The 12962-nt window shown below is 65.8% G+C and carries 9 protein-coding genes and 1 pseudogene; 1 reads left to right on the top strand and 9 read right to left on the bottom strand.

Annotation, left to right across the window (positions count from 1 at the left end):
- Positions 1–21 precede the first annotated feature (21 nt).
- The 6 genes from FJ424_RS11060 to FJ424_RS11035 all read right to left on the bottom strand — a co-directional run bounded on the left by FJ424_RS11060 (position 22) and on the right by FJ424_RS11035 (position 8430).
- A complete protein-coding gene (locus FJ424_RS11060) occupies positions 22–1518 on the bottom strand; it encodes a sugar ABC transporter ATP-binding protein (protein WP_140658928.1) in 1497 nt (498 codons plus the stop codon).
- Positions 1515–2597, bottom strand: a complete 1083-nt coding sequence (locus FJ424_RS11055; protein ID WP_140658952.1) for a strictosidine synthase — start codon at positions 2595–2597, stop codon at positions 1515–1517. Before FJ424_RS11055 ends, FJ424_RS11060 begins: the two co-directional genes overlap by 4 nt.
- Entirely contained in the window at positions 2597–4714 is a 2118-nt protein-coding gene (locus FJ424_RS11050; RefSeq protein WP_140658929.1) for an SMP-30/gluconolactonase/LRE family protein, read from the bottom strand. The genes FJ424_RS11055 and FJ424_RS11050 overlap by 1 nt, the downstream gene beginning before the upstream one ends.
- A gap of 69 nt (positions 4715–4783) precedes the next feature.
- Positions 4784–5812: a sugar ABC transporter substrate-binding protein gene (locus FJ424_RS11045; RefSeq protein ID WP_181182179.1), complete on the bottom strand. Its 1029-nt coding sequence runs from the start codon at positions 5810–5812 to the stop codon at positions 4784–4786.
- A gap of 75 nt (positions 5813–5887) precedes the next feature.
- Entirely contained in the window at positions 5888–6871 is a 984-nt protein-coding gene (locus tag FJ424_RS11040) for an ABC transporter permease (protein ID WP_140658931.1), read from the bottom strand.
- Positions 6868–8430, bottom strand: coding sequence for an AMP-binding protein (locus FJ424_RS11035; RefSeq protein ID WP_246677213.1), 1563 nt, complete (start codon positions 8428–8430; stop codon positions 6868–6870). Before FJ424_RS11035 ends, FJ424_RS11040 begins: the two co-directional genes overlap by 4 nt.
- A gap of 260 nt (positions 8431–8690) precedes the next feature.
- Between FJ424_RS11035 and FJ424_RS11030 the strand changes: the two genes are divergently transcribed.
- Complete coding sequence (locus FJ424_RS11030) at positions 8691–9263, top strand: helix-turn-helix domain-containing protein (RefSeq protein ID WP_181182180.1); 573 nt, start codon at positions 8691–8693, stop codon at positions 9261–9263.
- Positions 9264–9601: 338 nt separating this feature from the next.
- Here the strand turns inward: FJ424_RS11030 and FJ424_RS11025 are convergent.
- The 3 genes and pseudogenes from FJ424_RS11025 to FJ424_RS11015 all read right to left on the bottom strand — a co-directional run.
- A pseudogene (locus FJ424_RS11025) lies at positions 9602–10794 on the bottom strand (2-hydroxyacid dehydrogenase); the annotation flags it as partial.
- Positions 10795–10891: 97 nt separating this feature from the next.
- Positions 10892–12157, bottom strand: coding sequence for an FAD-dependent oxidoreductase (locus FJ424_RS11020; protein ID WP_140658934.1), 1266 nt, complete (start codon positions 12155–12157; stop codon positions 10892–10894).
- 22 nt (positions 12158–12179) lie between these two features.
- A complete protein-coding gene (locus FJ424_RS11015) occupies positions 12180–12962 on the bottom strand; it encodes an aldolase/citrate lyase family protein (RefSeq protein ID WP_140658935.1) in 783 nt (260 codons plus the stop codon).

Here is a 12962-nt window from a genome sequence, read left to right as displayed (position 1 = left end):
TGCTATTGCCGACGCCGCCGTTCAGTGCACGGCGGCGTACATGATCTTTTCTTCGGTGGCGTCCTCGGCGCGGAACTCCTCCACCACGCGGCCCTTCTGGCAGACCAGGATGCGGTCGCTGATGCCAAGGATCTCCGGCAGGTAGGACGAGATGACGATGACCGCGAGGCCGTCATCGGCAAGCCGCTCGATCAGCTGGTGGATCTCGGCGATGGCGCCGACATCGACGCCGCGCGTCGGCTCATCGAAGATGATGATCCGCGGCTTCTGCACCAGCGACTTGGCGATGACGACCTTCTGCTGGTTGCCGCCCGACAGTTCGATGACGCGCGCATCGGCATTGATCGAGCGGATCGCCAGTTTCTCGCTCCAGCCGCGCGCGATCGCCGCGATCTCGGACGTGCGCACCACCTGACCCTTGTTGAAGCCGGCGGCAATGTGGCCGACGCCGACATTCTGCGCGATCGACATGGTGTCGAAAAAACCTTCGAGCTTGCGGTCCTCGGTGACGTAGACGATGCCGTCGCGCACCGCCTGGCGCGGCACGCGGTAGCGGACCGACTGGTCGCCGAGCCTGGTCTCGCCGCCATGCAGGAAGTTGCGCTTGGCGATGCCGGCGATGATTTTGGCGGTCTCGGTGCGGCCCGAGCCGATCAGCCCGAACATGCCGGTGACCTGTCCTGCATAGACGGTGAAGGAGGTGTTGCGCACCACCTTGCCCATGGAGAGATTCTGCACCGACAGCACCCGCTCGCCGGGCCTGCGGCGCGTCCTCTCGCCTTCGCCGTAGAGGTCGCGCGACAGCGCCCGCCCGACCATGGCGGTGACGATCCGCTCGCGGTCGAAGGTGGCGCGGTCGTCGCTGATCACCAGCCTGCCGTCGCGCAGGATGGTGATGCGGTCGGAAAGCTCTAGCGCCTCCTCCAGCGCGTGGCTGATGAAAACGATCGACACGCCATCGCTCTTCAAGCGTCGGACCAGGGAGAAGAAATAGTGCTTTTCCTCCGGCGTCAGCGAGGCGGTGGGTTCGTCGAAGACGATGACGCGCGCCTGCTGCCGCACCGCGCGTGCGATCTCCACCATCTGCTTCTTGGCGACGCCGAGCCCGGCGACATTCGCCCAGGGATCGACATTGAAGTTGAGCGACTGCAGGAACTGTTGCGCGGCGATGTAGAGCGGTCGCAGTTTGTTGAAGAAGCGCTCGTCGCCGAGGAAGATGTTCTGCGCCACCGTCATCGACGGCACCAGGCTGTTTTCCTGATAGACCATGTTGATGCCGCGCCGCATGGCGTCGGCCGGCGAGGTAAAGGAGACCGGAACACCCTCGAGCAGGATCTCACCCGCGCTTGGCTGGACGACGCCGGCCATCAGCTTGGTCAACGTCGATTTGCCGGCGCCGTTTTCACCAAGCAGCGCATGGATCTCGCCCTTGCGCAGCGTGAAGTCGACGGCCTCTATCGCCGCGACGCCGCCATAGCGCTTGGTGACGCCGCGCATCTCGATCAGCACGTCGCTCATGGCAGCGCCTCCGGATCGGGATCGAGCCGCAGCACGGCGTCGCCGCCCGTGGAGGTTATCAGCAGGGCGCCCTTATCCTCGATGCAGGAGGTGATGCCGTGTCTCGTTCCGTCGGCACGGCTGTGCCAGCTGGTCACCGGGCGGAACTGCGCGTCCAACGCCAGCACCAGTCCGAACGACCGCGTCGGTGCCCAGGGCTTCAGCATGCCGAGTTGCTTCAGCGCGCCGCCCTGGAGCGGCTCGAGGAAGGACCGCGGCGCGGTGAGCGATGGCGCGATCCAGAATTCCTCCTCGATGTCGCGCATCATCTCGTCGCAGTAATCCCGTTCGCCGAGGACGAATTCGATGAGCTGACCGCGCGGCGCGAAGACGCTCAGCCAGACGCCGCCGCCGGCGCGCTCCGACAGCCGGGCGGGATAGCCGGGCAGGTCGCTGAGCAGCGTCGTCGTCCGGCCGCCTGCATCAATCGAGACGAGCCGGCTGCGCCAGCTTTCCGAGACGACGAGGCGTCCGTCCGCGGCACGCAGGATGCCGTTCGGATAGGCAAGGCCGTCGGCGAGGCAGGCCGGCTTGCCGCCAAGCGGCACACGCCAGACCGAGCCGGTGGCGCCGCGCTGCATCAGGTCGCGCTTCCAGCGCGCCGGCGCATTGCGGCTCGATCCGAGGCAGACGATCAGCGTGGACGCGTCCTCGAAGGCGAGCGCCGTCGGGCAGACCAGCGGGCGACCGTTGAGCGTGTCGATCGACAACCCGTCATGCGCGCCGCCCTTGATCAGGATCCGGCCGCTCTCCAGCCCGATCGCCAGCCCGCCGTCCGGACCGGCGGCCAGCGCGCTGATATCCGCGTCGAAGCGATGAACGGGTTCGCCACCGCCATCGAGCCGCAGCACCCCGTTGCGGCTGGAGAACAGCACGCCTTGTTCGGTGTGCACGAGATTGTCCGGAGCGGGTGCTGCGCGCACCAGTTCGGCCGTCTCGATCGCCTGGTTCGGCTGCAACGCGCCGTCCATCGGCGGCGTCGTCACGGCGAAGGCGCCGGCGCCGCGCAGACGATCGTACCAGCGGGAAAGTGCTGCCATCATGGCTTTTCCCCGCGGTAGGAGGCGGAGGCCGTCCATTCCGGGTCGGCGCCCGGGATGCGGTAGCGGCCGATGCGGTTGTTGGAGACGCCGCCGAGATAGAGCCAGCCGCGATCTTCCCGCATCGAGGTGATCATCGGATGGTTGGCGCCGCGCCGGTCCCACAGGCAGTCGGTGATGCGGCCGCTCTCGTCGAACTTGACCACGCAGCCATAGTTCATGTTGGGGAACAGCCATGCGTCCGGCGCCACTCTCTCGACCATGCGCTTGCGAAAAGCCGGCTTGCGCAGCGCCATGTCGAAGGCGGGTGTGCGCATGCCGACCAGCGCCAGCCAGTAGCCGCCGTCGGAGGCGCGGTTGATGTTGTCGGGATAGCCCGGCAGGTCGGGGATCACCACCTCGCGCCGGCCGCGCTTTGGCCCGTCGAACCAGTAGCGCGAGATCGAGCAGTCCCAGGTCTCGGCGAAGAAGAAGGACTGACCGTCGCGCGCCATACAGATGCCGTTCGGAAAGCGCAGGTTCGAGATCACGGTCCGGGTCGAGCCGGTGCGTGGATCGAAGCAAATGATCCGACCGTTGCCGCGCGCCTCCAGCGCGTCGATCATCCATTCCGACATGTCGAAGCGGATCGTCGCCTCGCTGAAGAAAATCCGCCCATCGGGCGCGATGTCGAGATCGTCGGCGAGCCGCATGCGCGAATCGTCGATCACCGAGAACCAGCTGCGGTTGGTCTGGTCGGACAGTTTTGTCGCCTTGCGGTCCGGGCCGATGCTGTAGACGCCCATGCCGGCGACGCAGGTGACGAGATTGCCGTCGCGGTCGAAGGCCATACCGAGCGGATGGCCGCCAATGTGGACGAAGACTTCCTTGCGCCTATGGTCCGGGGCGAGGAAGCGGATGATGTCGCCCTGGCGCGTGCCGCTGTAGAGATTGCCTTCGGCGTCGAGGATCGGGTCTTCCGGCCCCTCGATCTCGCCGAGCCCGATCAGTTCAACATCTTTGAGCCGGTCGTTAAGCGCATAGGGCGAGCCGGAATGTTCGCCGGTCGCGGGCGAAGCGCCGAGCTTCATGTAAGTCGGCGAGACATAGACGCGCGACAGCACCTTGGCGCGGTTCTTCAACCATTTGACGTCGATGGCCACCGCTGCCAGCAGCACCAGGCCGAGCACCAGCGAGCTGCCGCCGGTCGGCAGGCTGAGGCGGATCAGGCTGTTGGAGACGATCAGCACGATGGTGGTGCCAAGCAGCGCCTTGAACACCGAGCCGCGCCCGCCGCCGAGACTGTTGCCGCCGACGACCGCCGCCGTCAGCGCCAGCACCTCCATGCCGAAGCCGGTATCGGAGCCGGCGGCGTTGAGGCGCGAGGCATAGAAGATGCCGGCGACGGCGGCCAGCGTGCCGGAGACGACATAGGTCATGGCGACGGTGCGGCGCACCGGCAGGCCGGCATTGTAGGCAGAGCGGCGCGAGCCGCCGACGGCGAGGATATGCCAGCCCGGCCTCAGCCTGGTCAGGAAGACGTGGCCGGCGATGGCAACCACCAGCGCCACGACAAGCGAGACCGGCATACCGAGCACGTGCTTGAAGCTGATGAAGTCCCAGATCGCCGAGCGCGTCACCGGCCGCGCCACCTTCACCGCATAGGCGAGGATCAGCATGTCGACGAGCGAGCGCACGATGATCAGCGTCACCAGGGTCGTGAGAAAAGCGCGCAGCCTGAGATAGCCGACCAGCACCCCGTTCACCAGGCCGACCGCCGCGCCGCAGGCCAGCGCGATCGGGATGACCAGAAGGATCGGCCAGCCCAGCATGTTGAACAGCGCCAGCGTGACGAAATTCGCCAGCGCGAACACCGAGCCGACGCTGAGATCGATGCCGCCGCCGAGCATGACGACGGTCATGGCGAGCACGACCAGCAGCAATTCGCCGAACTGCGGTGCCAGCCCGCTAAGGCCGCCGAGCGTCAAAAGGCCCGGGATGAGCGCGCCGAAGACGGCGAGCGTCAGCACCAGGATGACGAACGGGATGGCGTTGTCGATCCAGTTCTTGGCGAGGATCTCGCCAAGAACATGGTCCGGCACCAGACGGTAGCGCAGTCGGGTCAGCGTTTCGCGCATCAAATCAACAGACAGCGGAGAGCGGTAAAGGCCGGCGCCGGCTTGCGGCCGGGCGCCGGCAGATTGATGTCACGGGCCGTATTTCTTGACGTCGTCAAGGTTCCAGCAGGCACCGGGGTAATTGCTGTCCTTGGTGATCGTCTTCAGCGGCGTGTAGAGCGCGTAGGCCTTGGCGCCGGGTTCCGCCGGTTTGTTCTGGAGGATGGAGCGCACCGCCATCATCAGGTCGCGCGCCTGGCCCTTGGCGTCGTAGCTGATGTAGGTCGAGAAATTGCCGTTCGCGACATTGTCGCAGGCCGAAGCCTGGTTGCCGCCGCCGGAGCTCACCAGCGCCACCTGACCGGTCTTGCCGGCCTCCTTGATGGCGGCGGCGATGCCGACATCCATATTGTCCCACATGCCGATGAAGCCGCAGAGATCGGGATTGGCCTTCAGCACGGTGACCGCGATGGCGTGCGCCTTGCTGGCATCCCAGTCGGCCGCCTGGTTTGAGACGATCTGCACCTCGGGATGCTGCTTGAGCGTCGCCTCGATAGCCTGGATGCCGTATTGCGAGGTCGGGTTGGTCAGCACGCCCTGCATGACGGCGATCTTGCCGGACTTGCCGCTGCCGGCGCCGCAGGCCTTGACGATCGCCTCCGTCTGCTTGACGGCGATATCGTACCAGTTGGCGCCGATGAAGACGTCGCCATTGGCATCGGCCTTGAGGTTCATGGTGACGACCGGGATGCCCTGCGCATTCGCCTGCTGGATGAGGCGCGTATAGGTCTGAATTTCCGGCGGATGCACGACGATGACGTCGGGCTGCTCGGAGATCAGTTGCGAGAAGGCCTGCGCGCCGGCGTCGACGTTCCAGTTCGGGTCGCGGATGGTCAGGGTGTAGCCGAAAGTTTCGGCGTCATGCTTGAGGCCGGCCGCCCAGGCCTCGGTCAGGTCGAAGCCCATGGCGATCGGCACGAAGGCGACCTTCTTGCCCTTCATCGCCGCCGCGCTTTCATTGACCAGCCCGTCGTCGGGCTGTTCGGCGCGCACGGCACCGACGAGGCCGTATGCGCCGATCCCTACTGCAAGCAGGGTTGTCAGGATATTTTTCTTCATTGCTTTCCTCCCATGGTCCAACATTCGAGTTCGTCCCTCGCTGGTGTTGCGCCTGGTGCGGCCAGCGCCCGCACCTCAGATGTCTCCCTGCTGCGACGTCTGCTCGTCGCGCGGGTTCATGATGGAATCGACGACGATCGCCGCGAGCAGGATCAGGCTCTTGATGATGTTCTGCAGCATGTAGGGGACGTTCATGATCGTCATGCCGTTGACCAGCACGCCGATCATCAGCGTGCCGACAATGACGTTGCGGATGCTGCCCTTGCCGCCGGAGAGGCCAACGCCGCCGATCACCACCACCAGGATGACGTCGTAAACCAGGTTCGAGCGCGCTATGCGGGTCTCGACGCTGTCGACCGAGGTCGCGGCGATGATGCCAGCGACGAAGGCGATGGCCGCCGCCGTCACATATTGCAGCAGGATCAGCGGCCGGATCGGCACGCCCGTCGAGCGCGCCGCGACCGGGTTGTCGCCCATCGCATAGAGGAAGCGGCCGGGAACGGTGATGCGCAGCACGGCATGCGCCACCAGCGCCACAAGGCCGAACAGGAGCACTGCGTTGGGCACGCCGAGCACCTGGCCGCTGCCGATCCATTTGAACCAGGTATCGGCCGCGCCCTTGAGGTAGATGAGGTTGTCGTCGAGCAGCAGCGAGCGGACGAAGCCATAGGCGACCGTGCCCATGGCGAGCGTGGCGAAGATGGCGGGGATCTCGACATAGGCGACCAGGAAGCCGTTGACGAGGCCGATGGCTAAGGCCAGGCCGAGCCCCATCAGGATGGCGAGATCGATCGGCACGCCATTGTTGGAGAGCTGCAGCACCCAGGCCACCGACACCGCCATGGTGGCGACGATGGAGAGGTCGATGCCGCGGCCGATGATGGCGAGCGCCATGGCGACGCCGAGGATGCCGAGGATCGATACGTTCTGGATCAGCGCCAGGATGTTGCCGGCGGTGAGGAAGGAGTTGAGCGTCGCAGAAAACAACACGAAGAGTGCCGCGGTAATGGCGATGACAATGCGTTCCTGGGTGAAGGCGAAGGCGGTCGACGGTCTCATGGGCGTGCCTCGCTTGCCAGTCTCTGCTCCAGCGGCTGGCGCTGGATCTTGCCGGTGGCGTTGCGCTCCAGCTCCTCGTCACGCAGGAAGATCACCCGCTTGGGCAGCTTGTAGCGCGCGATCCTGCCGTCGAGGAAGGCGATGACATCGTCCGCCGTCAGGCTCTCGTCGGCCGGCACGACGAAGGCGACGGGCACTTCGCCCCAGCGGCTGTCGGGTTGCCGCACGACGATCGCCTCGCGGATGCGCTCGCTTTCCCGCAGCACCAGCTCCAGTTCGGCCGGATAGATGTTTTCCCCGCCCGACTTGATCAGATATTTGCGGCGCTCGACGAAGTGGAGCGTGCCGTCGGCGTTGCGGATGAAATCGTCGCCCATGTAGAACCAGCCGCCGCGAAAATCACGCTCGGTTGCTTCCGGCGCGTTCCAGTAGCCGCTGAACAGCGTCGGCGAGCGCAATGTCATCTCGCCGACTTCGCCGATCGCCACCTCGCGGTTGTCCTCGTCGACCAGTCGGATCTCGCAGGCGGAGGTCTGCCGCTTGGCGAAAGAGGTGGGCAGGATGCCGGCGGGGATCCTGTCGCCGCTGGCGGGCGCGATCCCCGTCTCGGTCGAACCGAAGCTGTTGAGGAATGGCGCCGCCACCAGCCGCGAGATTTCCGCGATCTGCGCCGGCGGCACCAGATTGGCCATGCAGCCGGCGGCGGCGACCCGGCGCGGTGGTTTCGAGGCGCGCCGCTGCGCCTCGATCATGCGTTCGATCATGCCAGGCATCAGCACGAACCAGCCGACATCGATTTCGGTCAGCGCATGGGCAATCGCATCGGCGTCGAAGCCGTCGACGATATAGACCGGTGCGCCGTGGCAAAGCGCTGCAAAGGCCGGATCGGCCGCCGCCATGTGGAACAGCGGCGACCAGGCGATCGAGCCGTCGCTCGGGCGGATCGCCCAATCGGCCATCATCACCAGCGCCCGGGCAATGATGGCGCGATGGCTGATGACGGCGCCCTTGGGCAGGCCGGTGGTGCCGCTGGTGTAGAGGATCAACAGCCCGTCCTCGGCGCTTGCGGAGATAGGCGCTTCCTCCGGCGAACCGGATCCGACCAGCCGCTCGTAGTCGTCTCCGAAGAGGATCTGCGGATAGGACAGTCCGAGCGCCGGCGTCGCCTCGCCGAAGCGCGGCGACGCGAAGATGAGGCGGGGTTCGACGAGCCTGAGGCAATGGGCGAGTTCCGGCGCTGCCTGCCGCCAGTTCTGGCAGGCCGCGATGGCGCCGATCTTGGCGCAGGCAAGCACGATTTCGATATATTCCGGCCGATTCTCCGAGACGATGGCGACACGGTCGCCTGTCGCCACGCCGCTGCGCACGAGTGCGGACGCCAGCCGGTTGACGCGTTCATTGAGCGCCCCGTAGCTGATTGCCCTGTCGGCCTGGACGATGGCGGGAGCGGTGGCATTGGCGCGCGCGCTGTCGCGGAAGAGCGACGCGACCGTTGGTCCCGCGGCGGCGGCGCGGACCGCGGCGGATGCAAGCAAGCGCGCGGCGCCCGTAACTCTCACGCAGTCCTCCGGCGGCTCGATCCGTCGAGGCCGGCCGACGCGCGGGCAGACCCCTGGCGCGGATTTTCGACACGCGCCAACACTTGGCGCGACACGGGCTGCCGCATCCCTTCTCCTCCCGGACAACGACTTGTTTCCTAGATGTTTCCTATAAGAAAACTTCCATGTCAACTCGATTCGTGCGATACGGTGCACCGGCGCCGGGGCGCGTCCGAGTGATGCGCGCCAGCGGGTTCGGAACGATCCTATCGGGGAAGAAAATGGACGCCAGCGCCAAGATGGGAGAAATCGGCGCATCCTTGCGCCGGCTGCGCAAGACCGCGAACTTGACCGTCGAGGCCGCGGCGCGCCAGGCCGAGGTGACCAAAGGCTATCTCTCGAAGGTCGAATCCGGCGCCTCGCAGCCCTCGATCGCGGTGGTCAGCCGGCTGGCCGACGTCTACGGCGTGCCCTTGTCGGATGTCTTCATTTCGCCTGGCGAGAAGGGCCCGATCTCTATAGTTCGCGCCGATGAGCGCAGGCTGATCAACCGCAACGGCAGCGAGCTCGGCTATGTCTACGAGGTGGCCTCCTTCAACAAGGCCAATCCGCGATCCGAGATTTTCTTCCTGACCTTGCCCTGCATCGAGGACGCGCAGTTGCCGCGCTTCCGCCATGCCGGCGAGGAGATATTGCTGATGCTGGAGGGGCGCATCCGCTTCGACTATGCCGGCACCGAGATTATCCTGGGGCCGGGCGACTGCATCCAGTTCGAATCCTCCTTCGAGCACAATGGCGTCGCCATCGATGGCAAGGAGGCCAAGGCCTTTGTGGTCATCACACCTGAAAGATGATGCGGCAGACGGCCAAGCGCATTCCGACTCCCTAACAAGGGCTGGGACGCGGTCATCGCGGCCGCGATGCGCGAGCGGCGTTGAAGACCCACAGGGAGGGAAGCTGCAACGACGGCAGCGGCTTCACGCTATTGGAAAGGCCCCCTGAGATTCAGCGTCTCGGCCAAAAGACAGAAGCGGTCGATCAGCCGGACAAGCTCTTCGCCTTGTTCGGCCATGTTTTTGCCGCGCTCGGCGGACGGCGTGTCCGACAGGGCCTTCCACAACCGGCTTTGCCGGTCGCAGACATCCGCCAATTCGGAGCATTCGCCGGAAGTCAATCTCAGGAGGCGGTCCGCCGTCACCGGTCCGATGCCGGCAGGCGTCGTCGCCCCCTCGGAAACATAGCCCGGCGGTAGGGTGCCTTTGGCATTCGTCGCCGATTTTCGGCAGATGACGTCGAAGATCTGGTCGACGGCCTGCTTGGCGCCGGCGACGCGCGAAGGATGGTCGGTGTCGGCCGCGGCGTGCGGCAGAAGCTCGAGCCTGGCGCCATGCCTTTCGACAAGGTCGAGATAGGGCAGCATCGGGCCGGAAAGACGCCCGGTCGAGGCATCCCTGAACAGGTCGGCATCGATGGCGGCGTGGCGCACCTGCCCTGCATCCAGAGCGTCGCCAAGCGCCGCAACGTCGACAAGCTCGCCGCGATCGTAGTTGACCAGCACCGCGCCCTTGTTCATGCGTGACAGCACCTCGGCACCGATGAGCCCGGCATTGGCATAGCGGCCGGTCTGCGCATCCTGCTTGCCCAGGCCGACATGGACGCTGAGCACGTCGGCGCCATCGGCCGCATCACCAAGGTCAGCCGCAAAGGCAAAGCCCTCGGCTTCGATCCAGTCGCGGTGCCGTGGCCGTGCATGGATCACCACGCGCATGCCGAAGGCCCGGGCGAGCCTGGCCACCTCGCGGCCGATATTGCCGTAGCCGATGATCGCGATCGTCTTGCCTTCAAGCTTTTCGGTCGGGAAATCGCGCAGCTCCCGGCCGGTGTCGAAGGCGCCGCGCGCCACCCGCTCGTGAAGCAGGTCGACAGGGGGAGATCCGGCAGCACCTTCAGGATCGCCTTCATCACCATTTGCGCCGTAGCGCGGCTGTTGATGCCGGGCGTATTCATCAGCACCGCGGTGCCGCCCTCGCCGCTGCCGCCGCCCTAGGAGCGCGACCCCATATTGCCGGTGCCGGCACCGATGCGCACGCCGGCCAACGGAAAGACGGTCTCGGCAGGCAGAAAGGTCGCGGCGGCGATGACGGCGTCATAGCGTCCATCTCCCGCGGCTTCGATCAGTTCTTCGCGGGTGCTGAGGTCCGGCTGGTAGAAGAAATGCACCCGGCCATGCTCTAGGCCTGCTTTGTCGCCAAGCGCGGACAGGTGAAAGCGACCGCCCTTGGCTTCGATATGAGCACGCACTTCGCTTGGGTCAGGCTTGCCGTCGGGTCCAAAGCGCAGGCCGACCAGATCACAGATCAGCACGGCGTAAGCGCTTTGCGGATCGATCGGCTCCACTGCCTGTGGGCTGGTGTTTGCGGTCACGTCGTTTCCCCCAAAGCAAGAACGGCATGCCTGCTCCGACAGCAGGTGTCCTGGATGATCAGAACCTATCCGCTCGGAAAGGCGTCAGATCGATCACCGACGGCAAACCGGCGGCGAGTTGCGACACGATCTTGCCGGTAACGGCGCCGCCGATGAGGCCCTGATGGCCGTGGCCGAAGGCGTAGATGACGTTTTTCGCCCGCGACGCGCGGTCTATGACCGGAATGGAGTCGGGCGTGCCCGGGCGATGTCCCATCCAGCGTGTCACTTCGCCTATTTCCAGCTTCCTGAACATCGGCCGCGCCTGCTTCAGGAGAGTATCCGCCCGGTTCATGTTCGCCGGCGCTTTCAGGCCGGCGAACTCGACGTTGCCGGCGATCCGCAAACCATCTTCCATCGGCGACGCCACGAACTTTCGGTCGGCCGAGATCGTCTGGATGCGCAGGCCCGTATCGGCGCCCTTGACCATGATGTGATAGCCGCGCTCGGTCTCGAGCGGAATGCGGTCGCCAAGCATGCGGGCAAGCTCGCCCGACCAGGCGCCGGCGCAAAGCACAACGGTTTCGACCGGCATGCGCCCGCCGCCTTCCAGCCGCAGCGCCGATGGACCGTTGGCGGCCAGGTCGAAGCCGATCACTTTTGCCCGTGTGAAGCGAGCTCCCTGCCGCGCAGCATGCTCGGCGAGCCTGGCGACAAGCCGACCCGGATTCGGGCATTGGCCCTGTTCGGGCAGATAGACCGCGCTCTTGAAGATCGGCGCCAGCGCCGGTTCGAGTTGGCGGATCTCGTCGGCATCGAGGATATCGACCTTGACGCCGTGCGCACGCCGGAGCCCGAGGCCATAGGCGCCCTTCGACGGCCCATCGGCCGTCTCGTGGACGAAGAGCTGGCCGCGTTTCTGCAAAAGATCCTCGCAGCCGGCGGCCTTGATCAGCGGCTCGTAGCATTCGAATGTGTAGCGGTGCAGCGAGCGCATCGCCGCCGATATCGCCTCGACGCGCGGCTTGCGGCTGGCGGCGAGGAAGCGCAGCAGCCAGGGCAGCGCGTGCGGCAGATAGGCGAGCCGCACGATCAAAGGCCCTTCCGGATCCATTAGCCATTTCGGCACGTTGCGCAGCACACCCGGCATCGCGTTCGGGATGCAGGAACCCGGGCAGATGCCGCCGGCATTGCCGAAGGAGCATTGCTCCTGCGACCCCGGCAAGGCCGGATCGACAACCTCGACGGCAAAACCCTGCTCAAGCAGGTAGTTCGCGGCGCAGACGCCGATGATGCCGGCGCCGATGACCGTCACCTTGCCGCGCGGCGTGCCTATCGATGTCATGGCGATCGATCCGTTTTGCAGGTCAGGGCGCGGTCGCGCTCGGCGTGCCGGCGCGGAAGGCCGGCAGCGACCGCGACACCATCTGCTGCAGCATGCGGAAGTCGGAGAGATAGGCCATGAAGCGGTAGCCCAGCTTGCGCATGTCGACGCCGTAGGCGACCGAGCCGCAATGGATACCCGGGATGACGCCGGCTTCCTTGCATTTGGCGGCGATGTATTCGATCGCTTCGTAGACGGCGGGATAGCGCGGATCGAAACCGGGCGCCTCGCCCATGGTCACCGCAAGGTCCGACGGGCCGACGAAGATGGCGTCGAGGCTCGGCGTCTTCAGAATGTCCTCCAGGTTCTTCACCGCCTGTTCGCTCTCGATCATCGCCATGGTGATGATGGTGTCGTTGGCGTGCTGGAAATAGTCCGCGCCGGCATAGAGCGAGGCGCGCAACGGGCCGACGCTGCGGCCGCCCTTGGGGAAGTAGCGGCAGGCCTTGACGAAGGCGTCCGCTTCCTCTGCGGTGTTGACCATCGGGCAGATCACGCCATAGGCGCCGGCGTCGAGCACCTTGCCGATGATGGCCGGATCGTTCCACGGCACGCGCACCATCGGCGTCGTATCCGTCGTCGAGATCGCCTGCAGCATCGGCACGGCGTCAACATAGTCGGTCGCGCCATGCTGGAGGTCGACCGTCAGCGCGTCCCAGCCCTGCTGGGCCATCAGCTCCGCCGAGATCGACGATGGAATGCCGAGCCAGCCCGTCACTGCTTCGCCGCCGGCCGCCCAGATGTCCTTCACCTTGTTCCTACGCAT

Origin of the sequence: Mesorhizobium sp. B3-1-8 (assembly GCF_006439495.1) — a bacterium.
In the GTDB taxonomy this organism is placed as follows: domain Bacteria; phylum Pseudomonadota; class Alphaproteobacteria; order Rhizobiales; family Rhizobiaceae; genus Mesorhizobium.
The sequence above is the reverse complement of the archived record's forward strand: the minus strand, read 5'-3'. Positions and strand labels throughout refer to the sequence as shown.

Bases quoted from the DNA above. Each gene is read 5' to 3' on its own strand.
- FJ424_RS11040 (WP_140658931.1), bottom strand. From the start codon at position 6,871: ATGAGACCGTCGACCGCCTTCGCCTTCACCCAGGAACGCATTGTCATC.
- FJ424_RS11050 (WP_140658929.1), bottom strand. From the start codon at position 4,714: ATGCGCGAAACGCTGACCCGACTGCGCTACCGTCTGGTGCCGGACCAT.
- FJ424_RS11030 (WP_181182180.1), top strand. From the start codon at position 8,691: ATGGACGCCAGCGCCAAGATGGGAGAAATCGGCGCATCCTTGCGCCGG.
- FJ424_RS11045 (WP_181182179.1), bottom strand. From the start codon at position 5,812: ATGAAGAAAAATATCCTGACAACCCTGCTTGCAGTAGGGATCGGCGCA.
- FJ424_RS11055 (WP_140658952.1), bottom strand. From the start codon at position 2,597: ATGGCAGCACTTTCCCGCTGGTACGATCGTCTGCGCGGCGCCGGCGCC.
- FJ424_RS11020 (WP_140658934.1), bottom strand. From the start codon at position 12,157: ATGACATCGATAGGCACGCCGCGCGGCAAGGTGACGGTCATCGGCGCC.
- FJ424_RS11015 (WP_140658935.1), bottom strand. From the start codon at position 12,962: ATGCGTAGGAACAAGGTGAAGGACATCTGGGCGGCCGGCGGCGAAGCA.
- FJ424_RS11060 (WP_140658928.1), bottom strand. From the start codon at position 1,518: ATGAGCGACGTGCTGATCGAGATGCGCGGCGTCACCAAGCGCTATGGC.